Annotated in this window: 23 protein-coding genes; 7 read left to right on the top strand and 16 right to left on the bottom strand. The window is 68.3% G+C overall.

What is annotated here, in order from left to right:
- Window positions 1-6: 6 nt before the first annotated feature.
- Together dnaE and BCR55_RS12235 are read left to right on the top strand one after the other, a co-directional pair.
- Window positions 7-3,546, top strand: coding sequence for a DNA polymerase III subunit alpha (gene dnaE / locus BCR55_RS12230; RefSeq protein WP_006405613.1), 3,540 nt, complete (start codon window positions 7-9; stop codon window positions 3,544-3,546).
- A gap of 172 nt (window positions 3,547-3,718) precedes the next feature.
- Window positions 3,719-4,897, top strand: a complete 1,179-nt coding sequence (locus BCR55_RS12235) for a glycosyltransferase family 9 protein (RefSeq protein WP_006409042.1) — start codon at window positions 3,719-3,721, stop codon at window positions 4,895-4,897.
- Window positions 4,898-5,001: 104 nt separating this feature from the next.
- On the opposite strand, the gene BCR55_RS12240 is transcribed toward BCR55_RS12235, so the two are convergent.
- The 3 genes from BCR55_RS12240 to BCR55_RS12250 all read right to left on the bottom strand — a co-directional run bounded on the left by BCR55_RS12240 (window position 5,002) and on the right by BCR55_RS12250 (window position 8,095).
- Window positions 5,002-6,282, bottom strand: a complete 1,281-nt coding sequence (locus BCR55_RS12240) for an O-antigen ligase (RefSeq protein ID WP_065494589.1) — start codon at window positions 6,280-6,282, stop codon at window positions 5,002-5,004.
- A gap of 103 nt (window positions 6,283-6,385) precedes the next feature.
- Window positions 6,386-7,228 carry a glycosyltransferase family 2 protein gene (locus BCR55_RS12245; protein ID WP_006409051.1) on the bottom strand — a complete coding sequence of 281 codons (843 nt, stop codon included), beginning with the start codon at window positions 7,226-7,228 and terminating at the stop codon, window positions 6,386-6,388.
- Window positions 7,229-7,342: 114 nt separating this feature from the next.
- Window positions 7,343-8,095, bottom strand: coding sequence for a glycosyltransferase family 2 protein (locus BCR55_RS12250; protein ID WP_035488749.1), 753 nt, complete (start codon window positions 8,093-8,095; stop codon window positions 7,343-7,345).
- Window positions 8,096-8,319: 224 nt separating this feature from the next.
- Here BCR55_RS12250 and msbA point away from each other — a divergent pair, with 224 nt between their 5' ends.
- Together msbA and BCR55_RS12260 are read left to right on the top strand one after the other, a co-directional pair.
- Window positions 8,320-10,071 carry a lipid A export permease/ATP-binding protein MsbA gene (gene msbA / locus BCR55_RS12255; protein ID WP_035945889.1) on the top strand — a complete coding sequence of 584 codons (1,752 nt, stop codon included), beginning with the start codon at window positions 8,320-8,322 and terminating at the stop codon, window positions 10,069-10,071.
- A gap of 89 nt (window positions 10,072-10,160) precedes the next feature.
- A complete protein-coding gene (locus BCR55_RS12260; protein WP_006409050.1) occupies window positions 10,161-10,550 on the top strand; it encodes an RcnB family protein in 390 nt (129 codons plus the stop codon).
- Window positions 10,551-10,594: 44 nt separating this feature from the next.
- On the opposite strand, the gene BCR55_RS12265 is transcribed toward BCR55_RS12260, so the two are convergent.
- From BCR55_RS12265 to upp, 13 genes are all read right to left on the bottom strand, one after another.
- Window positions 10,595-11,164: an aromatic acid exporter family protein gene (locus tag BCR55_RS12265; protein ID WP_006398733.1), complete on the bottom strand. Its 570-nt coding sequence runs from the start codon at window positions 11,162-11,164 to the stop codon at window positions 10,595-10,597.
- A 40-nt stretch (window positions 11,165-11,204) separates the two neighbouring features.
- The gene (locus BCR55_RS12270; RefSeq protein WP_006405606.1) at window positions 11,205-12,467 is read right to left on the bottom strand and encodes an MFS transporter; all 1,263 of its coding nucleotides are present in this window, start codon (window positions 12,465-12,467) and stop codon (window positions 11,205-11,207) included.
- Window positions 12,464-13,426: a PRC-barrel domain-containing protein gene (locus tag BCR55_RS12275; protein WP_006409054.1), complete on the bottom strand. Its 963-nt coding sequence runs from the start codon at window positions 13,424-13,426 to the stop codon at window positions 12,464-12,466. The genes BCR55_RS12270 and BCR55_RS12275 overlap by 4 nt, the downstream gene beginning before the upstream one ends.
- Before the next feature lie 328 nt (window positions 13,427-13,754).
- A complete protein-coding gene (locus BCR55_RS12280; RefSeq protein WP_006405604.1) occupies window positions 13,755-14,090 on the bottom strand; it encodes a YggL family protein in 336 nt (111 codons plus the stop codon).
- Window positions 14,091-14,182: 92 nt separating this feature from the next.
- Window positions 14,183-15,655 (bottom strand): ribonuclease G, encoded by a 1,473-nt coding sequence (rng, locus tag BCR55_RS12285; RefSeq protein ID WP_006398737.1) that lies wholly within the window; start codon window positions 15,653-15,655, stop codon window positions 14,183-14,185.
- Window positions 15,656-15,663: 8 nt separating this feature from the next.
- The gene (locus BCR55_RS12290; RefSeq protein WP_006398738.1) at window positions 15,664-16,296 is read right to left on the bottom strand and encodes a nucleoside triphosphate pyrophosphatase; all 633 of its coding nucleotides are present in this window, start codon (window positions 16,294-16,296) and stop codon (window positions 15,664-15,666) included.
- Window positions 16,297-16,347: 51 nt separating this feature from the next.
- The gene (rlmH, locus tag BCR55_RS12295) at window positions 16,348-16,818 is read right to left on the bottom strand and encodes a 23S rRNA (pseudouridine(1915)-N(3))-methyltransferase RlmH (RefSeq protein WP_006415290.1); all 471 of its coding nucleotides are present in this window, start codon (window positions 16,816-16,818) and stop codon (window positions 16,348-16,350) included.
- Window positions 16,819-16,827: 9 nt separating this feature from the next.
- Complete coding sequence (rsfS, locus tag BCR55_RS12300) at window positions 16,828-17,277, bottom strand: ribosome silencing factor (protein ID WP_006398740.1); 450 nt, start codon at window positions 17,275-17,277, stop codon at window positions 16,828-16,830.
- Window positions 17,278-17,281: 4 nt separating this feature from the next.
- On the bottom strand, window positions 17,282-17,995 hold the full coding sequence (locus BCR55_RS12305; RefSeq protein ID WP_080559081.1) for a nicotinate-nucleotide adenylyltransferase: 714 nt from the start codon (window positions 17,993-17,995) through the stop codon (window positions 17,282-17,284).
- A 36-nt stretch (window positions 17,996-18,031) separates the two neighbouring features.
- Entirely contained in the window at window positions 18,032-18,955 is a 924-nt protein-coding gene (gene hemF / locus BCR55_RS12310) for an oxygen-dependent coproporphyrinogen oxidase (protein ID WP_012212983.1), read from the bottom strand.
- 118 nt (window positions 18,956-19,073) lie between these two features.
- On the bottom strand, window positions 19,074-20,351 hold the full coding sequence (gene purD, locus BCR55_RS12315) for a phosphoribosylamine--glycine ligase (protein WP_006405599.1): 1,278 nt from the start codon (window positions 20,349-20,351) through the stop codon (window positions 19,074-19,076).
- 104 nt (window positions 20,352-20,455) lie between these two features.
- Window positions 20,456-21,184, bottom strand: coding sequence for a YebC/PmpR family DNA-binding transcriptional regulator (locus tag BCR55_RS12320; protein WP_006398745.1), 729 nt, complete (start codon window positions 21,182-21,184; stop codon window positions 20,456-20,458).
- 217 nt (window positions 21,185-21,401) lie between these two features.
- Window positions 21,402-22,052: a uracil phosphoribosyltransferase gene (upp, locus tag BCR55_RS12325; RefSeq protein ID WP_006398746.1), complete on the bottom strand. Its 651-nt coding sequence runs from the start codon at window positions 22,050-22,052 to the stop codon at window positions 21,402-21,404.
- 216 nt (window positions 22,053-22,268) lie between these two features.
- Here upp and BCR55_RS12330 point away from each other — a divergent pair, with 216 nt between their 5' ends.
- The 3 genes from BCR55_RS12330 (at window position 22,269) to BCR55_RS12345 (ending at window position 24,824) form a co-directional block, all read left to right on the top strand.
- Window positions 22,269-23,048, top strand: coding sequence for an SDR family oxidoreductase (locus tag BCR55_RS12330; RefSeq protein ID WP_006398747.1), 780 nt, complete (start codon window positions 22,269-22,271; stop codon window positions 23,046-23,048).
- Between the two features lie 59 nt (window positions 23,049-23,107).
- A complete protein-coding gene (locus tag BCR55_RS12335; RefSeq protein WP_006398748.1) occupies window positions 23,108-23,500 on the top strand; it encodes a methylglyoxal synthase in 393 nt (130 codons plus the stop codon).
- 349 nt (window positions 23,501-23,849) lie between these two features.
- On the top strand, window positions 23,850-24,824 hold the full coding sequence (locus BCR55_RS12345) for a quinone oxidoreductase (protein ID WP_059940748.1): 975 nt from the start codon (window positions 23,850-23,852) through the stop codon (window positions 24,822-24,824).
- Window positions 24,825-25,148 lie beyond the last annotated feature (324 nt).

The following is a 25,148-nucleotide window of genomic DNA, read 5'->3' on the forward strand; positions in this document are numbered from 1 at the left end:
GCGCCCATGTCAGATCCTCGCTTCGTCCATCTCCGCGTTCACTCCGAATTCTCGATTGCCGACGGCATCGTGCGTCTCGACGACATCGTCAAGGCGGCGGCCGCCGACGGTCAGGGCGCGCTCGCGCTGACCGATCTCGGCAACGCATTCGGTCTCGTCCGTTTTTACAAGGAAGCCCGCAGCAAGGGCGTGAAGCCGATTGCCGGCTGCGATGTCTGGATCACGAATCCGGACGATCGCGACAAACCGTCGCGCCTGCTGCTGCTCGTGAAGAACAAGCGCGGCTACCTGAATCTGTGCGAGCTGCTGTCGAAGGCGTGGCTCACGAACCAGTACCGCGGCCGCGCGGAGCTCGACGCGAGCTGGCTCGAGGGCGAGCTGTCCGAAGGGCTGCTCGCGCTGTCGGGCGCGCAGCAGGGCGACATCGGCCTCGCGCTCGCGGCCGGCAACGAGGAAGCCGCGCGCCGCCATGCGCAGCGCTGGGCCAAGGTGTTCCCCGGCGGCTTCTATATCGAACTGCAGCGCTACGGGCAGCCGGGCGCGGAGGCGTACATCCAGCAGGCCGCGACGCTCGCCGCGTCGCTGAAGCTGCCGGTCGTCGCGACGCATCCGACGCAGTTCATGACCGACGACGATTTCACCGCGCACGAGGCGCGCGTGTGCATTTCGGAAGGCGACATCCTCGCGAACCCGCGCCGCCAGAAGCGTTTCACGACCGAGCAGTATTTCCGCACGCAGGACGAAATGGTCGCGCTGTTCGCCGATCTGCCGTCCGCGATCGCGAACACGGTCGAGATCGCGAAGCGCTGCAACCTGACGCTCGAGCTCGGCAAGCCGAAGCTGCCGCTGTTCCCGACGCCGGACGGCATGTCGCTCGACGACTACCTGATCCAGCTGTCGAAGGAGGGGCTCGAAAAGCGTCTCGTGCAGCTGTATCCGGACGAGGCGGAGCGCGACGCGCAGCGCGACACGTATTACAAGCGGCTCGAATTCGAGTGCGGGACCATCACGAAGATGGGCTTTCCCGGCTACTTCCTGATCGTTGCGGACTTCATCAACTGGGCGAAGAACAACGGCGTGCCGGTCGGCCCCGGCCGCGGTTCGGGCGCCGGTTCGCTGGTGGCCTACGCGCTCGGCATTACCGATCTCGATCCGCTGCGCTACAACCTGCTGTTCGAGCGTTTCCTGAACCCCGAGCGCGTGTCGATGCCCGACTTCGACATCGACTTCTGCCAGCACGGGCGCGATCGCGTGATCCAGTACGTGAAGGACAAGTACGGCGCGGACGCCGTGTCGCAGATCGCCACCTTCGGCACGATGGCCGCGAAGGCGGCCGTGCGCGACATCGGCCGCGTGCTCGACCTCGGCTACATGTTCACCGACGGCGTCGCGAAGCTGATTCCGTTCAAGCCCGGCAAGCACGTGACGATTGCCGACGCGATGAAGGAAGAGCCGCAGCTGCAGGAGCGCTACGACAACGAGGACGAGGTGCACCAGCTGCTCGACCTCGCGCAGCGCGTCGAGGGCCTGACGCGCAACGTCGGGATGCACGCGGGCGGCGTGCTGATCGCGCCCGGCAAGCTGACCGATTTCTGTCCGCTCTACACGCAGGGCGACGACGGCGGCGTCGTGAGCCAGTACGACAAGGACGACGTCGAAGCCGTCGGCCTCGTGAAGTTCGACTTTCTGGGCCTCACCACGCTGACGATTCTCGACTGGGCCGAGCGCTACATCCGCCGTCTCGACCCGTCGAAGGCCGACTGGTCGCTGTCGCAGGTGCCGCTCGACGATCCCGCTTCGTTCCAGATCCTCAAGAAGGCGAACACGGTCGCCGTGTTCCAGCTGGAAAGCCGCGGCATGCAGGGGATGCTGAAGGATGCGCAGCCCGACCGCTTCGAGGACATCATCGCGCTCGTGTCGTTGTACCGTCCGGGCCCGATGGATCTGATTCCGAGCTTCTGCGCGCGCAAGCACGGGCGCGAGAAGGTCGACTATCCGGATCCGCGCGTCGAACCCGTCCTGAAAGAGACCTACGGGATCATGGTCTATCAGGAGCAGGTGATGCAGATGGCGCAGATCATCGGCGGCTACTCGCTCGGCGGCGCGGACTTGCTGCGTCGTGCGATGGGCAAGAAGAAGCCCGAGGAGATGGTCAAGCACCGCGAGATCTTCGCCGAAGGTGCGGCGAAGAACGGGCTGTCGCGCGAGAAGTCCGACGAGATCTTCGACCTGATGGAGAAGTTCGCGGGCTACGGCTTCAACAAGTCGCACGCGGCCGCGTACGCGCTGCTCGCGTATTACACCGCGTGGCTGAAGGCGCACCATCCGGCCGAATTCATGGCGGCCAACATGACGCTCGCGATGGACGACACCGACAAGGTGAAGATCCTGTTCGACGACTGCATCATGAACAACCTCGTCGTGCTGCCGCCCGACATCAACCAGTCGCACTACCGGTTCGAGCCCGTCGCGGAGCCCGACGGCAAGCGTTCGCGCACGATCCGCTACGGTCTCGGCGCGGTGAAGGGCAGCGGCCAGAACGCGATCGAGGAGATCCTGCGTGCGCGCGAAGAAAAGCCGTTTACCGACCTGTTCGATTTCTGCGAGCGCATCGATCGCCGGATCGTGAACCGTCGCACGGTCGAGGCGCTGATCCGCGCCGGCGCGTTCGATTCGCTGAACGCGAATCGCGCGCAGCTGCTCGCGTCGGTGCCGCTCGCGATGGAAGCCGCCGAACAGGCCGAGGCGAACGCGCTGCAGGCCGGGCTGTTCGACATGGGCGCCGAATCGCCGCATGCGCACGCGCTCGTCGACGAGCCCGCATGGGACGACAAGCGCCGGCTGCAGGAAGAAAAGGGCGCGCTCGGCTTCTATCTGTCCGGCCACCTGTTCGACGCGTATCGCGACGAGGTGCGCCGCTTCGTGCGGCAGAAGATCGGCGATCTGAAGGAGGGGCGCGACAAGCTCGTCGCCGGGATCATCGCGTCGCTCCGTACGCAGATGACTCAGCGCGGCAAGATGCTGATCGCGCTGCTCGACGATGGCACGGGCCAGTGCGAAATCACGATCTTCAACGAGCAGTTCGAAGCGAACAAGGCGCTGTTCAAGGAAGACGAACTGTTGATCGTGCAGGGGCAGGCGCGCAACGACGCGTTCACCGGCGGGATCCGCTTCACGGCCGATACGGTGATGGATCTCGAACGCGCGCGCAGCCGCTATGCGCAGGCCGTGCGGCTGACGATGAACGGCAATGCCGACGCGGCCGCGCTGCGCCGCGTGCTGGAGCCGCATGTGTCGAAGCACGACCCGGCGGCCGCGAACGCGATCGACGCGCCTGCGCCGTCGCGCGGCGGCCGTGATCGAGAAGGCGGGCGTCGCCAGGCGGCGCCGCTGCCGAACGGGCTTGCGGTGCAGATCCACTACAGCAACGCGCGCGCGCAGGGCGAGATGCGGCTCGGCGATGCGTGGCGCGTGAAGCCGAGCGATGCGCTGCTCGCGGAACTGCGCGCGACGTTCGGCGGTGGCGCCGTCGAGATCGCGTACTGACCGCGATTCCTGACGATCGTCGCGAGGTGTGGCCCGCGTATCGCAGCGTGCGGTACGACGGGCCGTGTTTGTATGGGCTGCCGCTTGCGCCGCACGACCGGTAAACACGCCGGCTGCCGCAAAATCCTGTACATTGCCAGCCTTGTTTAGCCAGCCTGACGGACCGATTGACGTGGCCCTGTTTTCCTCCGCCCGACCGCCCAGAACCATTCTCGTCGCCGCGCCGCGCCGGATCGGCGACGTGCTGCTGACGACGCCGCTCGTGCGTTCGCTGAAGGCCCGCTGGCCGGACGCGCAGATCGACATGCTGGTGTTTCGCGGGACCGAAGGCGTGCTCGAGCACAATCCCGACGTCCGGCGCGTGATCGTCGTCGCGCAGCGGGCCGGGTTTCGCGAGCGGCTGCGCGACGCGTTGTCGATGTGGCGCCGCTACGATCTCGCGTGCGCGGCGCTGAGCTCCGATCGGCCGCGCTTTTACAGCTGGTTCGCGGGCCGCAAGCGCGTCGGGCTCGTCGATCCCGAGCGCCTCACGTGGCTCACGCGCCTGATGCTGAACGGCATCGCGATCAATCATCACCAGTCCGCGCATACGGTCGTCAGCACGCTCGCGCTCGCGCCCGTGATCGGCATCGATCCGGTGTCCGAGGTCGTGGCGCCGGGTATCGGCGACGATCCCGAGCGCCGCGCCCGCTTCGACGCATGGCTCGCCGAATCGCCGGCCGTGCGCGCAGGCAAGCCGCTCGTCGTACTGCATCCGTATCCGATGTTCCGCTACAAACAATGGCGGCTCGACGGCTGGGTCGAGATGATCGGCTGGCTGCGCGCTCGCGGTTTCGCGGTCGCGTTGTCGGGCGGTCCCGCCGATCGCGAGCGCGAGTATGCCGAGCAGGTCGCCGCCGAAGCGGGCGGCGACGTGCTGAATCTCGTCGGGCGGCTGACGTTCGGGGAAAGCGCCGAACTCGTGCGACGCGCACGGCTCTTCATCGGGCCCGACACGGGCGCCACGCACGTCGCGGCCGCGACCGGCACCGCTACGATCGCGCTGTTCGGACCGTCCGACCCGGTGCGCTGGGGGCCCTGGCCGCAGCACTGGCCGGCCACTGAGAACCCGTGGCCGCTGCGTGGCTCGGGGCGGCACGGTAACGTGTGGCTGCTGCAGGGCGACGGCGATTGCGTGCCGTGTCGGCATGAGGGCTGCGACCGCCACGTCGACAGCCGTAGCGACTGTCTGGAGAATCTCGACGCGCAGCGCGTGAAGAGGGCGGCCGCGGAGATGCTCGGCCTCGCGCGCCCGGACCCGACCGAAGCGGTCGTCGATACGTCGCGGCTGCATCGCGCGGGCCGCGCCTGATCTGCGCCGCCGCGCTCCTTTCACGATTCACGAACGCGCGAGCGCCGCTCGAGTCACGCGGCGGCGCGGGCCATCTCGCGCGATGGAACGCGCGTGTGCCCGAATTACGCGCTGTGCCGAATCGCCGACGTCTCGCGCGGCGGCGCTTCCTTGCGCTCGCGGCAGCCGAGCAGAATGCCGGCGAGCAGCATCGTCAGATGCCCTTCGGCGAAATCGAGCAGCAGCGAATTGGCGAGACTGCCGATCGTGAAGATCACCAGCCAGCCAAGCAGCAAATGACGCGAGCGCGGGTCGAGCGTGGCGCTGCCGCGCGCGATCTGCACGATCAGGTTCACGAGCAGCAGCACGCCGACCGTGCCGAGCTGCACGGCCATCAGCATGTATTCGTTGTGCGGGTTCGATGTCAGCTGCCCTTCGGCGGCCGTCTTGCCGGCCGCGAGCTTCTGGAATTCGAACTCGAGGCCGCCGGCGCCATAGCCGATGGCCGGGCGCGCCAGATACAGCTGCAGTCCCTTCTTGTACCACTCGAGGCGCAGGCCGGCCGACGTCGCCGCATCGCTTTGCCGATACTGCTGAACTTCGGACACGATCTGCGCGAGGCGGCCGCCGTGGATCGTGGAGGCCGCAACCACGAGCGCCGCAGCCGCGAGCAACAGCGCACCGGCGGCCAACCCCGCCCGCAACGCCGACTGCCGGCGCAGCAGCAGGACGAAACGCACGGCGACGACGAGCATCAGCAGCAGCGCGACGATCTGACCGGTGCGCCCCTGCAGCATCACGAACACGTTGACGAGCGCCCACGCGGCGACGGCCGCATAAGCCGTGCGCGACAGCGCGGTGCGCGCGGCCAGCGCAAGATCGGCTGCCTGGTAGAACAGCAGCGCGCCGAACATGCCGGCCGCGATATGGTTCTTGAAGACCCACGCGCGCGACACCGGCAACGAAAACGGATGGGCCGGGCCGATCGCCGTCAAGCCGAGATAATTCGTCGTAGACAGCAGCAGGATCACGCACAGCGTGCCGAACCAGCAGCGCCGCACGATCGGGGCCCAGCCCGAATGACGAAACGCGAGCATCGCGAACGGCAGCAGCAGCAGCTTGTCGTATTTCGCGACCCAGTTCCACGCCTTGTCGTGCGGCGCGACCGTGTACGCGACGCTCAACGCGAGCGCGGCCAGGATCAGCAGTGCGGCGAGCGACGCGGGTTCGGTGACGAGCGTGCGCAGGTTGCGCCAGAACTCGGGCGAGACGATCAGCGCGACGGCGAACAGCGCGCAGAACACGTTGGTCAGCGCGGTCGACACGGGGACCATGCACAGTGCGATGACGGCGAAGGCGCGGGCCGCGGTCAGGCGCCGCGAGGCGGGGGTGGAGAACGAAAGCATCGGAACCTGTCGATTGGGGCGAAGGCAGCGTCGAGCGCGGTGACCCGAAGCGCGCAGTATACGCGAACCGGTTCCCCCGTCCCGTCCAGCCGCCTGGCGCGGATCAGCTGAACGCCCGTTTGATCCGCGAGCGCAGCAGGGCGCGCTTGAGGCGCCCTTCGACGGCCGGCGTGTCGAGCGCGAGGCGCGTGCCGGCCGGTTCGCCGCGATGCAGGTAGTAGCGGTCGAACGTCGCCTGCGTCATGCCCCATTTGTTCAGGAACTGGCGGCGTCCGTCGTTCTTGACGATCTTGCCGGTGCTCTTCTGCTGGAAGTGATAGACGAGACTGTCGCCGACGCCGAGGAAGATCCGGCAGCCGGCGTCCCAGAATTTCATCGAGAAGTCGTTGTCGCTGCTCATCCCGGGCGACAGTTCGCTGCTGTAGCCGCCGATCCGGTTCCACCAGTCGCGGTGCACGAGCGTCGGCGGCCACGTGGAGCCGAGCCAGTCCGCGCGCGCGAGCCGCGGTGCGGCGGCGACGAGCGCAGCCGCGTCGAAGTGTTCGGCATCGCGGCCGAAGTCCGCGACGACGACGCACGGATTGCGCGTATCGACCGGCTCGACCATCGTGCCCGACAGCATGAACAGATCGGTCGGCATCTGCTCGATGCGCCGTGCCAGCGCGGCATCCCAGCCGGGACAGCAGAACATGTCGTCGTTCATGTAGACGACGTAGTCGCGCGTCGCGCGCGCGGCTGCGAGATTCACCGCGTGGCAGATGCCGATGTTGCCGGGCGACGCCGTATGCTCGAGACGCTCGCTGCGCACCCAGTCGAGCGAGCCGTCCGAGCCGTCGTTCACGTGCACGATGATCTGATGCTCGTAGGCAGAATGGCGGCGCAGGCTGTCGACGACGAGCTTGAGGTACGGCAGGTTGTTCCAGGTCGGGATGATGATGGAGAACATGGCGGTCGGATTCGGTGGTCGTCGTGTCGGACGGACGGCGATTGCGCGGCGGCTCGCAGGGCGCGGCCGCGCGGGGCAGCCTGGCATTGTAACGCTGCGGCCGGCGGCGGCCGATCAGCGGGCCGGCGGGTGGCCGAGTTTCAGGAAGCGGTAATAGACGGTTTCGGCGTTGAAGACGGCGATCATGAAGCCCGCGCGGCCGTCGAGAAACCCGCGCCGCAGCACGTAAGTGCGGACGAACGCCCAGGCGCCGCGCGCGAGCGCCTTGCCGAAGCCGCCGCGCTGTCCGGCCGCGCGGCGCTGGCGGGCGCCGGCCGTCGAATAGGCGTCGAGCTTGCGCACGACCGTTTCGAAGTCCTCGTAGGAGTAGTGCATCAGCTTGCCGGACAGCCGCTGTGCCGGCGTGTCGAACACGAGGCGTTCGTGCACGAGATCGTCGGAGAAGCGCGCGGTCCCGCGCCGGAACAGGCGCGGCACCCAGTCCGGATACCAGCCGCTGTGGTGGATCCAGCGTCCGCAGAAGCTCGACAGCCGGTCGAGCGCATAGACGTCGGCGGCCGGCGTGCGGATCGCGTCGCGGATCGACTGCGCAAGTTCGGGGCTGACCACTTCGTCGGTGTCGAGCGACAGGATCCAGTCGGTATCGAGCGCGTCGAGCGCGCGGTTCTTCTGCGGGCCGAAGCCCGGCCAGTCGCGCTCGACGATCACGCGCGCACCGTGCGCCTGGGCGATCGCGACCGTGTCGTCGGTGCTGCCGCCGTCGATGACGACGATGTCGTCCGCGAACGTCAGCGCATCGAGGCACTGCGCGAGCCGCGCGGACGCATTGAGGGCGATGAGAGCGACGCCGAGGGTGGGTTCAGCCATGAAAATCGTCGGAAAGGCGAAGAAAACGTGAGCGGCAGTATACCCGCCGGCCCGCATCGTGCCCGCGGCGTCGGCCGCGGGGCGCGACGGGGCGGTGCGGCTATAATGTTGGGCCATTTTCGGCGCCGGCCCGACGGGCAGGATCCCGGGCGGGCGCGCGCCGCGCGCCGCGCCGCGGCTCAAGAAGGATCGCCTTGGAAACCCAGAACACACTTCGCAAACCGATGAACGGCACGGGCACGTCGCCGGTCACGGTCTTCAAGCGCCTGTGGCCGTATATCCGGCCGCTCGTCGGCATCGTGCTGCTCGCCATCGTCACGATGGGGATCGTGGCGGGGACCGAAGCCGGCATTCCGGCGCTGCTCAAGCCGCTCCTCGACCACGGCTTCGGTTCGCACGGCAGCGACCGCGCGAAATGGTACGTGCCGATCGCGGTGATCGGCCTCGCGCTCATCCGCGGCGTATCGCAGTACGCGTCGAATTACCTGCTCAACTACGTCTCGAACCGCATCCTGCTGCAGCTGCGTCTCGAGATGTTCCAGCGCATGATCCATACCGGCGCGTCGTTCTTCCAGCGCGAAACGGCGAGCACGGTGATCAATGCGATCGTGTTCGAGGTCAACCAGATCCTGTCGGTGCTGACCGGCGTGATGGTCACGCTCGTGCGCGATTCGCTGACGGTCGTGTTCCTGCTCGGCTATCTGTTCTACCTGAACTGGCGGCTGACGCTGATCGTCGCGGTGATCCTGCCGGGCATCGGCTGGCTGGTCAGCAAGATCAACCGGCGTTTGCGCCGCCTGAACCGCGAGCACCAGACGCTCACGAACGAGCTGTCGTACATCGTCGAAGAGACGGTCGGCGGCTACAAGGTGGTCAAGGTGCACAACGGCGAATCGTACGAGATCGACCGTTTCACGGCGATGAGCAAGCGGCTGCGCGGCTACGCGATGCGGATGACGATCTCGGGCGGGCTCGCGCAGCCGCTCACGCAGTTCCTCGCGTCGATCGCGCTCGCCGTCGTGATCACGATCGCGGTCGTGCAGTCGTCGAACGATCAGACGACGGTCGGCGGCTTCGTCGCGTTCGTCACGTCGATGCTGCTCGTGATTTCGCCGCTGAAGCACCTGATCGACGTGAATCAGCCGCTGCAGCGCGGGATGACCGCCGCCGAACTGATCTTCGGGCTGATCGACGAGCCTGCCGAACCGCAGGGCGGCGGCCGGCCGCTCGCGCGCGCACGCGGCGAAATCGAGTTCCGCGACGTGTCGTTCGATTACGGCGCGACCGAGCGGCCGACGCTCGACCGCATCTCGTTCAACGTCGCGCCGGGCGAGATGATCGCGCTTGCCGGGCCGTCCGGCAGCGGCAAGACGACGCTCGTGAACCTGCTGCCGCGTTTCTTCGATCCGACCGGCGGCGCGATTCTGCTCGACGGCGTGCCGATCGCCGAGTTCGACCTCCATGCGCTGCGCGGCCAGATGGCGATGGTGAGCCAGGACGTCGTGCTGTTCAATGACACGATCGCAGCCAACGTCGCATACGGGCAAACGCCCGACCGCGCGCGCGTGCAGGCCGCACTCGAGGCCGCGAACCTCGCCGACGCGGTCGCCGCGATGCCGGACGGGCTCGATACGGTGGTCGGCGGCAACGGGATGCGGCTGTCGGGCGGCCAGCGCCAGCGGCTGGCGATCGCGCGCGCGATCTACAAGGATGCGCCGATCCTGATCCTCGACGAAGCGACGTCCGCGCTCGACTCCGAATCGGAGCGCCACGTGCAGGCGGCGCTCGAGCGGCTGATGGAAGGCCGCACGACGCTCGTGATCGCGCATCGACTCTCGACGATCGAGCGTGCGGACCGCATTCTCGTGCTCGAAGCGGGCAAGATCGTCGAATCGGGCAGCCATGACGAGCTGCTGCGCCACGGCGGTCTCTATGCGCACCTTCATCGGATCCAGTATCAGCAGCAGGCGGCGTGATGTGCGCAGGCTTGTCCCGCCGATATGCTAGTCTTCCCCGCGCAGTCCCGCTGTTTCCGATTCGACGTGACAACACGGAGGGAACGACAATGAAGAAGACGCACCGGATGGCGCTCGCTGCGCTGATCGCGGCCGGGTTCGCCGCACAGGGAGCCTTCGCGCAGGATCACGGCAACCACGACAATCACGGCGGCCCCGGCATGCAGCGCGGCCATGGTCCGAAGCACGTACCGCCGGGCCAGGCCAAGCGTCGCGGCGACGACCACGACGTGCCGCCGCGCTGGGCCGACCAGCCGCGCCGCGACTGGCACAAGGGCGACCGGCTGCCGCCCGAGTTCCGCGAGCGCCAGTACGTGGTCGACGACTGGCGCGGCTATCATCTGAGCCCGCCGCCGCGCGGTTATCAGTGGGTCGGCATCGGCGGCGACTATCTGCTCGTGCAGATCGGCTCGGGCCTCGTGCTGCGCGTCGGCCCGTAACGGCGCGATTCCCATGCGGCTGCCGCGTGCGCGCGGCAGCCGCGTCACTTTCCGGCCGCCGCGCGCCGGAACCAGCGCCGTTCGACGCGCGACATCACCCAGCACACGCCGAGCGCGCACAGCGTGCCGAGCGCGACTTCACCGAGCCGCATCAGCGGAATGTCCCAGAGCGGGCCGTTGCCCGGAAACAGCAGTACGATCGTCGCGGTGACGCCGCCGAGCCGTGCCGCGCTGCCGACATTCAGACACCAGCAGCAGACGATCACGACCGCGACCGTCAGCGCATAGGCGAGCATCCGGTCGCCGCCGAGCGCCGCGCCCGCGAAGCCGAGCACGCCGCCGACCATCGCGCCGATGAACTGGTCGCGCGACAGCGACATCGTGTCCGAGTAATTGTGCTGCGTCACGGCGATCGCGGTGATCGCGGCCCACACGGCCTGCTCGGTGTGTAGCGCGCGGCCGATCGCATACGCGAGGCAGGCGCCGCACACGGCCTGGAACGCCATCAGGCCGCCTTGCGCGAGCCGCTCGCCGAACGTCAGGCCCTTGAACAGATCGAAGATCGACTGCTGGATCTGCTGGCGTGCTTCGTTGAGTGTCCGGATCGTATCCATCGTGCGTCGGTCAAGAAACGGAGGACGGCGTGTGCCGCGTTCAGTGCGCCTGTTCCGGCGATGCGGCCGCTGGTTCGTCGGCCGGCGAATCGCCGTTCTCGACGCGTGTCTCCGGCATCCCCAGCCATACCAGCAGCACGGCGAGCGCGCCCGCGCCCGCGAGCCCGAAGAAGCTGACCGCATTGCCGAAATGATCGGCGACGTAGCCGGCCGCCGCGGTGCTGAGCGTCGCGCCGATCCCGGCCGCGAGACCGAACAGGCCGATGCAGAGGTTGTAGCGCCCCTTGCCGCCCGCGACGTCGGCCGCGATGAGCGGCAGCATCACGCCGAACACGGCCGCGCTGATGCCGTCGAGCATCTGCACCGGCACGAGCAGGTAAGGGCTGCTGACGCCGGCGAACAGCAGCGCACGCACGGGCAGTGCCGAGAAGCCGAGCAGCAGGATCGGCCGGCGGCCCCAGCGCTGTGCGGAACGGCCGACCCACGGCGAGAGCATCGCGACGATTGCCTGCGGCACGATGATGCATGCCGCGATCACGAGCTGCACGTTTTCGCCCATCCCGGCCGTCACTTCGCCTGCCGCGAGGTTCAGCATCGCCGCGTTCGACAGGTGGAACAGCACGACGCACGCCGCGAAGATCAGCATCCGGCGGTCGCGCAGCAGTTCGAGCAGCGTTTCGCGCTCTTCGCTTTCATCGCTCGCATCGCGTTTCGACGACGATTGCGGGATCACCTCGTGCGTCGGCTGGATCATCGCGAGCGCGAACAGCGCGGGCAAGGCGAGCACCGCGGTCAGCCAGAACACCGCGCGCGCGGAGAAATATTCGCCGGTGAGCCCCATCAGGCCGGCGGCGACCGCGCTGCCGATCGAGGCCCAGCGCGCGTTGCGGCCGAGCCGGTCGCCGAGATCGGCGCGACCGACGAGCGAGAACGAGATCGCGGCCATCGCCGGCACGAGCATGCAGCTCGCGAAGCCGTGGAACACCTCGGCAGCGATCACCGGCACGATCGTCGGGCTCGACGCGAGCAGCACGGCGGACAGGATGATCGCCGCGATCGCCCAGGCGGCCGCGCCTTTTTTGTTCTTGAGCGCGTCGACGGCGGCGCCGCCCGGCACCTGGCTCACCATCGCGCTGATCGTGCCGATCGACAGCACCATCCCGATCTCGCCCTGCGTCCACTTGTGCGACGCGAGGTACGACGCGATGAACGGACCGAACCCGGTTTGAACGTTTGCCACGAAGAAGTTGAGCCAGTCGAGAGCGCGCAGACTGCGGACGCTGACGGAATGCTTGATCGTCATCGGGCAGTACTCGCAGACGAAGCCGGTGCCGGTGCAACGGGCGGGTAGACCGCGACGATCGGCTTGTCGGCCGCGTAGGGCGGCGCGGCCTTGATCTGTGCGTCGTTCAGGTCGAGCTGCGGATGCAGCGCCTTGTCGCGCGTGACGAAGCGCAGCGCGCCCCAGCTCGCGGCAATCGAACGGCGGTCGGTATTGACGAGGCCGCCGAGGTCGAGCACGACGGCCTGCGGCTGGGCGGCGCGGTCGATCAGCACGTCGACGACGCGGCCGATCTTCGTGCCGTTCGGGCGCTCGACGTCGCTGTCGAGCATCGGCAGCCGCGTCGTCGGCGAGGCGGCTGCCGAACCCGACAGCGGCACGGGCTTCGGCCGCGCGGCCGGCGGCAGGTCGCCCGACGGCACATCGAGCACGATCGGCTCCTGTTTGCCGCCCGGCGTGAAGCGGAACACGTTCCACGGGAAGATGACCTTGCGGTCGCCCACGCCCATGAAGCCCTGCAGGTTGACGACCATCTCGCGCGGCTTGCCGCCCGCGTCGACCACCATGTCGACCGCGCGGCCGATCACCTTGCCGTTGCGTCGTGCGACTTCGCTGTCGAGCAGCGCATGGATCTGGGTGCGATCGAGCGGGCGCGTCGCGACGATCGGCGGGGGCGGAGGCGGCGGCGGTGTCGGCGATTCGGTGCGCTGCACGGGTTTCGGGCGCGCGACCTCGTGGTGCTGTTTCTTCGGCGCTTCCGGCTCCTCCGGGCGCGTCGGCGCGGGCACGGGCGGCATCGTCAGCGGCTCGCCGGCGGTTTCCTCGACCGGCTCGACCAGCGCCTCGCTGATCGGCGCGGGCGGGTTCTGGACCGGCAGCAGCCCGCAGCCGGACAGCAGCGCGGCGGCGGCGAGAATCAGGAAGACCGTCGACGACGGCAACGACATGCGGGATGCGGGAAACGGAAGTCCGCCGCTCATTGACACTCACTCCAAGGGTCGGGGCGGGCCCGGAGGCACGCGGCTGGCGATGGATGGCGGGTGCGGGCGGCGCACCACGCGAGGTGAGAGTTTAACGTGTCTTCCTTTCAGGACCGATTTCGGTTGCGACACGGCGGCGGTTCGCCGCAGCGGTGCGCCGATCGCCGCGCGGCCGGAGGCCGCGCGAAGGGTCGCGAAACGGGCGGCGGGCCGCGTCGCGCAGCGGTTCTGCGCGCGACGGGCGGGGGAGAGGAGGCGAAGACGGGGCGTCGCCGTCAGCCGCGCGTGCGGACGACGACGCATGCAGACGCGCGCACGCGCGCGGCGTTTACGCGAGCGGATACCACGCGTCGGTGAATTCGCTGACTTCGACGTCGGTCAGCTCGGGGCGCGCGGCGAGCCATGCGCGTACCGCTTCACGGTCCGCCTCGGTGGTCGTGCCGCGCGGCGCGCCGGAAATCACGTACGCGCCGATTCCGTCGTCGGCGGACGCGACGGTCAGCAGCCCGTTCGCTTCGACGAAATCGATGAACGCATCGATCAGCTGACCGCGCTCGAGGTCGCTCAGCTCGCCGCGATATTGCGCGGTCGCGTTGAACGCGAGTTCCTGGAATTCGCCGATGTGGAGTTTCTTGCGCTGACGGCGGTTGTGGCGTTGGCTCATGATGCGGGATGAATGAGAGTGGGGAACGGAATGCGCCGCGCGCCGCACGATGCGGCGCCGCGGCGCTTGCGCGCACGGATTGCGCGCGGCTGCTACATCAGCACGATATCGTACTGCTCCTGGCTCAGGTTCGATTCGACCTGCAGCGACACCGGCTTGCCGATGAAGTCGATCAGCATTGCGAGATGCTGCGACTCCTCGTCGAGAAACAGGTCGATCACCTGCTGCGCGGCGATCACGCGGAATTCGCGCGGATTGAACTGGCGCGATTCGCGCAGGATCTCGCGCAGGATGTCGTAGCAGACGGTACGCGACGTCTTCACCTGGCCCTTGCCCTGGCACGTCGGACACGGCTCGCACAGCACGTGCGCGAGCGATTCGCGCGTGCGCTTGCGCGTCATCTCGACGAGCCCGAGCTGCGAGAAGCCGTTGACCGTCACGCGCGTGCGGTCGCGCGACAGCGCCTTCTTCAGCTCGGACAGCACCGCGTCGCGATGCTCGGCGTTCTCCATGTCGATGAAGTCGATGATGATGATCCCGCCGAGATTGCGCAGCCGCAGCTGCCGCGCGATCGTGTGCGCGGCCTCGAGGTTGGTCTTGAAGATCGTGTCGTCGAAGTTGCGCGCGCCGACGTAGCCGCCGGTGTTCACGTCGATCGTCGTCATCGCCTCGGTCTGGTCGATCATCAGATAGCCGCCCGATTTCAGATCGACGCGACGCGACAGCGCACGCTGGATCTCCGTTTCGATGTTGTAGAGGTCGAACAGCGGCCGCTCGCCGGTGTAGTGGTGCAGCTTCGGGCTCACGGCCGGCGTGAACTCGGCCGCGAATTCCGCGAGGCGCTGATACGTTTCGCGCGAATCGACCTGGATGCGCGTCGTGTCGTCGTTCGCGAAATCGCGCAGCACGCGCTGCGCGAGATCGAGATCCTGATAGAGCAGGCTCGTCGCCGGCAGCCGCTGCGCCTGCGCGACGATCGTCGCCCAGGTCTTGCGCAGATAGGCGACGTCGGCCGCCAGTTCTTCGGACGTCGCGTCTTCGGCGATCGTGCGCACGATATAGCCGCCTTTCTCGTCCGGCGGAATCACGGCCGTCAGGCGCGCGCGCACGGCTTCGCGCTCGGCCTCGCTCTCGATCTTCTGCGAGATGCCGATGTGCGGCTCCTGCGGCAGATAGACGAGCGTGCGGCCCGCGATGCTGACCTGCGTCGACAGCCGTGCGCCCTTCGTGCCGATCGGATCCTTGATCACCTGGACCATCAGCGTCTGGCCCTCGAACACGGTTTTCTCGATCGGCTGGTGGTGGGCCGCGCCCGACGGCGGCTCGCCGGCGATGCGCGGCTGCCAGATGTCGGCGACGTGCAGGAACGCCGCGCGTTCGAGGCCGATGTCGATGAACGCCGACTGCATGCCGGGCAGCACGCGCACGACCTTGCCGAGATAGATGTTGCCGACGCGTCCGCGCGACAGCGTGCGCTCGACGTGAAGCTCCTGCACCGCGCCTTGCTGCACGAGTGCGACGCGCGTTTCCTGCGGCGTGAGGTTGATCAGGATTTCTTCGTTCATGGTGCGGTTCAGAAGGCGACGCGCGCGGCGCGCAGCAGCGCGGCTGTCTCAAAAAGGGGCAGACCCATGATACCCGAATGGGAGCCGTCGATTCGCTCCACGAACTCGGCCGCGCGCCCCTGGATCGCGTATGCGCCGGCCTTGCCGAACGGTTCCCCGGTATCCACGTAGCGCATCAGCGCATCGCGCGGCGCGGCCGCGAAGCGCACCGACGAGCGCGACAGCGCGGGCGGCAGCAGCGCGCCGTCCGCGCCGATCACCGCGACGGCGGTCAGCACCTCGTGCGCGCGGCCCGCGAGACGCGTCAGCATCGCGAGCGCATCGTCGGCGTCGGCCGGCTTGCCGAGAATCGCGCCGTCGATCGTCACCGTCGTGTCGGCGACCAGTACCGGCGCGGCCGGCTTGCCGCTCGCGACGAGCCGCGCACGTGCGGCCTCCGCTTTCGCGACGGTCACGCGCCGCACGTATGTGTCGGCGGCTTCGCCGGGCAGCTCGGCTTCGAGCGCCTCGGCGTCTTCGTCGGCGCGCGGCAGCAGCAGTTCGAAACGCACGCCGATCTGCTGCAGCAGTTCCTGGCGGCGTGGGCTTTGCGAAGCGAGGTAAAGGGTCGGGAAAAGGGCGGGGGACAGGCTGGACGGCATGGTGTCGTTATCTCGTTGAGCGCGCGGGCCGCGCGTCGCGAGGACGACGCGTCATGCGCGGTGATAAGGGTGATTCTGCGTGATGCTCCACGCCCGGTAAAGCTGTTCGGCGAGCAGCACGCGCACCATCCCGTGCGGCAGCGTCATGCTCGAGATGCGCAGCAGCAGGTCGGCGCGCGCTTTCAGTTCCGGATCGAGACCGTCGGCGCCGCCGATCACGAACGCGACGTCACGGCCGTCCTGCTGCCAGCCGGGCAGCGCCTGCGCGAGCTGCATCGTGGTCCAGTCGCGGCCGCGCTCGTCGAGCGCGACGATGCGCGCTCCCTTCGGCAGCGCGGCGTCGATCTTCTGCCGCTCGGCCGCCATGACGCTTTCGGCGCTGCGGCCGCCGGATCGTAATTCGGGCTTGATCTCGCGCAGTTCGATGCGCAACTCGGGCGGCATCCGTTTCGCGTATTCGTCGAAGCCGGACGCGATCCAGCCGGGCATCTTGTGGCCGACCGCGAGGATGAAGAGCTTCATCGGCGACGCTTAGCGACGGCGCGCGGGGGCCTTGCGTGCGGGACGGGCGGGTGCGTCGCCGGCTTCGTCTTCGTCCTCGTCGTCGGCGGCCGTCGCGCCGTTCGGGCCCTTGCCGCCGCCGAGCTTCATCCGCACCGGCTTGTCGCCCCAGATTTCCTCGAGGTTGTAGTACTGGCGCAGCGCCGGTTGCAGGATGTGCACGACGGCGTCGCCGCAGTCGACCAGCACCCATTCGCCGGTGTCTTCGCCCTCGGAGCTGACGACGTCGCCGCCGGCTTCCTTGACCTTCTCGCGCACGTTCGACGCGAGCGCCTTGGTCTGGCGGTTCGACGTGCCCGATGCGACGACCACGCGGTCGAACAGCTCGGTCAGGTGGCTGGTGTTGAACACCTTGATGTCTTGCGCCTTGACGTCTTCGAGGGCGTCGACGATCACGCGCTGCAGTTTGCGGATATCCATGGAGTCAGGAATGGTAGAGACGATGTTGAAGAATATAGGCCCATACGGCGGCCGGCACATGTTCGGCCGGCGCGTCGGGCATGTGCGCGTGCCGCGCGATGCATGCGCGCAGATGCGCGCGGATGTCGGTCGCGGCGATGTCGAACGCGAGCGTCGTGTCGATCAGCAGATGGCCGCTCGGCGTGGCCTTCAGCACGTCGGCGCCGGCTTTACGCGCGGCGATCTCGCGCGCGACGGCCGGCGATGCGGTGCCGAGGTCGAAACCGGGCCGCGTCGCCGCGCACACGTGCGCGTAGTCGAACAGCTTGCGCCAGTCGCGCCACGTGTCGAGGCGCACGAGCTGATCCGCACCGATCAGCAGCGACAGCGACGCGTCGGGACCGATCCGTTCCCGCCAGCGCGCGAGCGTCTCGACCGTGTAGGTCGGGCCGTCGTGCTCGATCTCGTCGGTCGCGACCTCGACGCGCACGCCGGGCAGCACAAGCGAGCCGGCCGCGGCGCGCGTCATCGCGAGCCGGTGCTCGGCGGCCGACACGTCGCGCTTCTGGTACGGCTGCCCGGCGGGCAGCAGCACGAGCTCGGTCAGGCCGAGCACGTCGGCGAAGCGCCGCGCGAGCGCGAGATGGCCGTCGTGAATCGGGTCGAACGTGCCGCCCAGCAGGCCGATGCGACGCGATAGCGGGCGCGGCTGCGGGGCGGGGCGGGCGGTGGTGTTCAGAAACGCGTCCTCTCGTAGGGGCGGCCGGCGACGGGCTCAGACCCAGTCGCGCGGCACGATGAAGTCGCTGTACAGGCGCGCTTCCGGCGAGCCGGGCTCGGGCTGCCAGTTGTAGCGCCAGTTCGCGACGGGCGGCATCGACATCAGGATCGACTCGGTCCGGCCGCCGCTTTGCAGGCCGAATAGCGTGCCGCGGTCGAACACGAGGTTGAATTCGACGTAGCGGCCGCGGCGGTACGCCTGGAAATCGCGCTCGCGCTCGCCGTACGGCAGCGCCGCGCGGCGCTCGACGATCGGCAGATACGCGGGCAGGAAGGCGTCGCCGACGCTCTGCATCATTTCAAACGAACGTTCGAAGCCGGGCTCGGAGAAATCGTCGAAGAAGATCCCGCCGACGCCGCGCATCTCGTTGCGGTGCTTGAGGAAGAAATACTCGTCGCACCACTTCTTGAAGCGCGGATACAGCTCGGCGCCGAACGGATCGAGCGCGTCCTTGCAGGTGCGATGGAAGTGCCGCGCGTCGTCCTCGAAGCCGTAAACCGGTGTCAGATCCATGCCGCCGCCGAACCAGAAGATCGGCGCTTCGCCGGGCTTCGTCGCGATCAGCATCCGCACGTTCATGTGCACGGTCGGGCAGTACGGATTGCGCGGATGCAGTACCAGCGACACGCCGAGCGCCTCGAACCCGCGCCCCGCGAGCTGCGGCCGCGCGGCGCTCGCGGACGGCGGCAGCGCGTCGCCCGCCACGTCGGAGAAGCCGATCCCCGCGCGTTCGAACACGCGGCCGCCTTCGAGGATCCGCGTGCAGCCGCCGCCGCGCAGCCGCTCGGCGGGGCCGCGCTGCCAGATGTCGGTCGCAAGCGGCGTGCCGTCGAGCGCGCCGAGCGCATCGGCGATGCGTGTCTGCAGGCCCTGGAGATACGTGCGCACGCGCGCCACGTCGTAGGTCGAATCGGTCATGTCTGAACTGAACGCCCCCGCGCGCGGCGGGGGCCGTAAAAAAGGCTTCTGCCGCGCATTCTAGCGAACCGCGGCAGCCGGCACGACGCACCGCGCGGCGGTGCGCCGGCCGCCGGCGTCATGCGCTCTTGCGGCTGAGTGCGCGGTGGCCGATGTCGCGGCGATACTGCATGCCTTCGAAATTGATCTGGTTGATCGTGTCGTACGCATGCTGCTGCGCTTCGCGCACCGAATCGGCGAGGCCGACCACGCACAGCACGCGGCCGCCCGACGTGACGAGCTTGTCGCCGTCGAGCGTCGTGCCCGCATGGAAGGTCACGGCCTGTTCGGTTTCCGCCGGGATGCCGTTGATGCGGTCGCCCTTGCGCGGCGCGTCGGGGTAGCCGTGCGCGGCAAGCACGACGCCGAGCGCGGTGCGGCGATCCCAGTCGAGCTCGACCGTATCGAGCGTGCCCGCGATCGCCTGCTCGACGACCTTCGAGAAATCGCTCTTCAGGCGCGCCATGATCGGCTGCGTCTCCGGATCGCCCATCCGGCAGTTGAATTCGAGCGTGCGCGGATTGCCTTCCTTGTCGATCATCAGGCCGGCGTACAGGAAGCCCGTGAAGCGGATGCCGTCCTTCTCCATCCCGCGCACGGTCGGCATGATGATCTCGCGCATCACGCGCGCATGCATCTGCGGCGTGACGATCGGCGCCGGCGAATACGCGCCCATGCCGCCGGTGTTCGGGCCGCGATCCTCGTCGAGCAGACGCTTGTGGTCCTGGCTCGACGCGAGCGCGAGCGCGTGCTTGCCGTCGACCATGACGATGAAGCTCGCTTCCTCGCCGTCGAGAAATTCCTCGATCACGACGCGTGCGCCTGCGTCGCCGAGCTTGTTGCCCGACAGCATCATGTCGACCGCTTCGTGCGCTTCCTCGAGCGTCATCGCGACGACCACGCCCTTGCCGGCCGCGAGGCCGTCGGCCTTCACGACGATCGGCGCGCCTTTCGCGTCGATGTAGGCATGCGCGGCGGCCGCGTCCGAGAAGGTCTCGTAGTCGGCGGTCGGAATGCCGTGCCGCTTCATGAACGCCTTCGCGAAATCCTTCGAGCTCTCGAGCTGCGCGGCTTCGCGCGTCGGCCCGAAGATCTTCAGGCCGCGCGCGCGGAACAGGTTGACGATGCCGGCCGCGAGCGGCGCTTCGGGCCCGACGAGCGTGAATGCGACGCCTTCGCGTTCCGCGAAGTCGGCGAGCGCGTCGAGCGACGTGATGTCGACGTTCTTCAGACGCTCGTCCTGCGCCGTGCCGCCATTGCCGGGCGCGACATAGACCATCTGAACGCGCGGCGATTGCGCGAGCTTCCACGCGAGCGCATGTTCGCGGCCACCGGAACCGACGACGAGTAGTTTCATGGGATTCCCCGCAGACTAGAAAACAGGGCGGCCGGCACGCTCAGGCGCGCCGGCCGCGAAACCGGGCGGGCCGCCGCTGCGACGTGCGCGCGGCGGCCGGCATCTCATTCCTCGACGATGACGGCGTTCGTGTACACCTCCTGCACGTCGTCGAGGTTCTCGAGTGCGTCCAGGAGCTTCTGCATCTTCACCGCATCGTCGCCGGTGAACTCGACTTCGTTTTGCGGCTTCATCGTCACTTCGGCGAGTTCGGCCTTGAAGCCGGCGGCTTCGAGGGCGTCCTTCACCTTCGAGAATTCCTGCCAGTCGCACAGCACTTCGATCGAGCCGTCCTCGTTCGTGCTGACGTCGTCCGCGCCGGCTTCGAGCGCCGCTTCCATCAGCGCGTCTTCCGACGTGCCCGGTGCGAACAGGAACTGGCCGACGTGATCGAACATGAATGCGACCGAACCGTCGGTGCCCATGTTGCCGCCGAACTTCGAGAATGCATGACGCACTTCGGCGACCGTGCGCGTGCGGTTGTCGGTCAGCGTGTCGACGATGATGGCCGCGCCGCCGATGCCGTAGCCTTCGTAGCGGATTTCCTCGTAGTTCGCGCCGTCCGCGCCGCCGACGCCGCGATCGATCGCGCGCTTCACGTTGTCCTTCGGCATGTTCGCGTCGGCCGCCTTGTCGACCGCGAGACGCAGGCGCGGGTTCGAGCTCACGTCCCCGCCGCCGAGACGGGCCGCGACCTGGATTTCCTTGATCAGGCGCGTCCAGATCTTGCCGCGCTTCGCGTCGGCCGCTGCTTTCTTATGCTTGATGTTGGCCCATTTCGAGTGACCAGCCATACGTTTCTCCGTGCCCGGGCGCGCTCGCGCGGGCGATAGTGCCAATGTGTCGTTGAATCGGCGGCCGTGGTGGCGGGCGTGAAGCCGCGGGCCGCGCGTGTCGAGTGGAGCGTGATTTTATCACGCGGCGACCGCCCGAACGGCGCGCCGCGCCTGGCCGAACGGCCGGGCCGGCCGCGCCGCGCGGCATGCGCGCGGGCGGCCGGCCGCCGCTGCGTCAGTTCTTGGTGCCGAACAGGCGGTCGCCCGCATCGCCGAGGCCCGGCACGATGTAGGCGTGTTCGTTCAGGTGCGAGTCGAGCGACGCGACAAACAGCTTGACGTCGGGGTGCGCGTCCTGGAACACCTGAACGCCCTCGGGCGCGGCGACGAGCGCGACGAACATGATGTTCGCGGCCGGCACGTTGCGGCGCTTGAGCACGTCGACGGCGTGCACGGCCGAATAGCCGGTCGCGACCATCGGGTCGCACAGGATGAAGATGCGGTCGTCGAGATCGGGCAGCCGCACGAGATATTCGACCGGCCGATGATCGTCCGCACGATAGACGCCGATATGGCCGACGCGCGCGGACGGGATCAGGTCGAGCAGGCCGTCCGACATCCCGACGCCCGCGCGCAGCACGGGCACGATCGCGAGCTTCTTGCCCGCGATCACCGGCGCGTCGATCTCGACGAGCGGGGTTTCGACCCGCTTCGTCGTGATCGGCAGATTGCGGGTGATCTCGTAGCCCATCAGCAGCGTGATCTCGCGCAGCAGTTCGCGGAACGTGCGCGTCGACGTGTCCTTGTCGCGCATGTGCGTGAGCTTGTGCTGGATCAGCGGGTGATCGAGGATGAAGAGATTCGGGAAACGGCTGTCCTGTTTCATGACGGGGGAGCGCCTTGCGGCAAAAGGGGATCGGGAGGGCGGCGGCAGGCGCAAGCCGGTCGCGCGCGCATGGTCGCAATTTTACCAAGGCGCGCCGCGCGATCCGGATATTATCGACGTCTCACGACAACCCGCGCGCCGCGCGCGTCCGTGCGGCCGGTGCGCGGCGCGACGGAATCCGTGCCGGCGCGCGTCGCAACCCTGGGGAAATCGACGATGGATCTCGGCATCGAAGGAAAGACCGCGCTCGTGTGCGCGGCGAGCAAGGGACTCGGGCGCGGCTGCGCGCAGGCGCTGGCCGCCGAAGGCGTGAATCTCGTGATCGTCGCGCGCACGCGCGCGACGCTCGAGGAAACCGCGGAGGAAATTCGCGCGGCATCGAACGTGTCGGTCACGGCCGTCGCGTGCGACATCACGACGCCCGAGGGTCGAGCTGCCGCGCTGGCCGCGTGCCCGCAGCCCGACATTCTCGTGACGAATGCGGGCGGCCCGCCGCCCGGCGACTTCCGCGATTTCTCGCACGACGACTGGATCCGCGCGCTCGAAGCGAACATGCTCACGCCGATCGAGCTGATCCGCGCAACCGTCGACGGCATGATCGCGCGGCGCTTCGGCCGGATCGTCAACATCACGAGCTCGGCCGTGAAGGCGCCGATCGACGTGCTGGCGCTGTCGAACGGCGCGCGCTCGGGGCTGACCGGCTTCGTCGCGGGGCTCGCGCGCAAGGTCGCGCCGCACGGCGTGACGATCAACAACCTGCTGCCGGGTCTGTTCGATACCGACCGCATCGCGACGACGCTCGCCGCAGCCGCGAAGGCGCAAGGCGTGACGGTCGACGAATTGCGTGCGCGGCGCGCGAAGGAAATCCCGGCCGGCCGTCTCGGCACGCGCGAAGAGTTCGGCGCCGCGTGCGCGTTCCTCTGCAGCGTGCATGCCGCGTATATCACCGGCCAGAACTGGCTGCTCGACGGCGGCGCGTACCCCGGCACGTTCTGACGCTGCGCGCGCCTTACCGTCAACGACAATCACAACCCTGAAGGACGAAGGATCTGGAGATGAGCAAACCCCGCATCGCACTGATTGCGCACGACGCGAAGAAGGACGAGATCGTCGCACTCGCGGGCCAATACCGCGCGGTACTCGCGCAATGCCGGCTGGTCGCCACCGGCACGACCGGCGGCCGGATCGCGGCCGCGCACGGGCTCGAGGTCGAGCGCAAGCTGTCGGGGCCGCTCGGCGGCGACCTGCAGATCGGCGCGGAACTGGCGGACGGGCGCGTCGACGTCGTCGTGTTCCTGCGCGATCCGATGACCGCGCAGCCGCACGATCCCGACATCACCGCGCTCGTGCGCGCGTGCGACGTGCATAACGTGCCGGTCGCGACCAACGTCGCGACCGCGCGGATGCTGCTCGACGATCTGGCGCGGACGATGCAGGACGTCTGTTAGGTCGACGTGAAGGGCGCCGCGACGGCCGCGCTCGCCGGTGCCGCAGCCGTGACGTGCCGGCGCGGCTGTCGCGCAGGCATGCGAGCCGCGGCCCGACGGCGCACCGGTTCGGGCATCGCGGCGCAGCGCAGCCGGCGAAAGCCGGGCGTCAGCCGCGCGTCGCGCGAAGCGTTCGGCAGTCTGCGCGATGCCCCTGCGCGCATGTAGGGATTGCGAAGACGCGCTGCGAAATCGCGCACGACGCGCGAGAATCGCGCGGTGCGTGCGCGCGTCCGAACGAAGGCGTCGCCGTCCGGCCGACGCCGACGCGCCAGCTGCACTGCATTCCCACCCAACGAGGAGCGAAACGATGCCGAAAGCAATCCGATACGACCAGCCCGGCGGCCCGGACGTGATGAAGTGGGTCGACGTCGAGGTCGGCGCGCCGCAGGCGGGCGAAGTCCGCATCAAGCAGCATGCGGTCGGGCTCAACTACATCGACGTGTACTTCCGTACCGGCCTCTATCCGCAGCCGCTGCCCGGCGGCCTCGGCATGGAGGCGGCCGGCGAGGTGACGGCCGTCGGCCAAGGCGTCGGCGCGCTGAAAGTCGGCGACCGCGTTGCGTACGTCGCGCAGCCGCCCGGCGCCTATGCGCAGGAACGCGTGCTGTCGGCCGAGCGCGTCGTGAAGCTGCCCGACGGGATCGGCTACGACGACGCGGCGTCGGTGATGCTGCAGGGTCTAACTGCCCATTACCTGCTGCGCCGCACGTATCCGGTGAAGGCCGGCGATACGATCCTGATCCACGCGGCTGCCGGCGGCGTGGGGCTGCTCGTGTGCCAGTGGGCGAAGGCGCTCGGCGCGACCGTTATCGGCACGGTCGGCTCCGACGAGAAGGCCGAGCTCGCGAAGGCGCACGGCTGCGATCATCCGATCGTCTATACGCGCGAGAACTTCACGCAGCGCGTGAAGGAGATCACGAACGGCGCGGGCGTGCCCGTCGTCTACGATTCGATCGGCAAGGACACCTACATCGGCTCGCTCGACTGTCTCGCACCGCTCGGTTATTTCGTCAGCTTCGGCAACGCGTCGGGCCCGCTGCCGCCGATCGACTCGAAGGAATTCTCGTCGCGCGGCTCGCTGTTCTTCACGCGGCCGACGCTGTTCTCGTACATCGCGAAGCGCGCCGATCTCGAATCGGCGGCCGCCGAGCTGTTCGACGTGATCCTGTCGGGCAAGGTGAAGACGAGCATCAATCAGCGCTATCCGCTCGCGGAAGTCGGCCGCGCGCATGCCGATCTCGAAGCGCGCAAGACGACCGGCTCGACGATTCTCGTTCCTTGACCGCCGCTTTTGCCTAGTGCGTGCCGGCGCCGCGCCGGCACGCGTCCTCGCGCGCGGCAGTCGCACTGCCGCCCGTCCTGCCCGCCGTTTTCCAGTTTCCCACCGTTTCGCATCGCCTCGCGTTCGCCGCGTCGCGCGTTTACGCGTTTTTTATATCCACCCGATCACCTTTGATCCGTTCTTTACGCGCCTTCCCATAATGTTCGAGTCGTCCGATTTCGACGACGGAGAACACAAAAATGGATGGGGTTTTCATCGGCGCACTGGCGGTCTTCACCGCGCTGATCCTCGGCTTGATCGCCGGTTGCGAGAAGCTCGCGCAAT

It is taken from the genome of Burkholderia sp. CCA53, from assembly GCF_001685525.1.
GTDB classification, from domain to species: Bacteria; Pseudomonadota; Gammaproteobacteria; order Burkholderiales; family Burkholderiaceae; genus Burkholderia; species Burkholderia multivorans.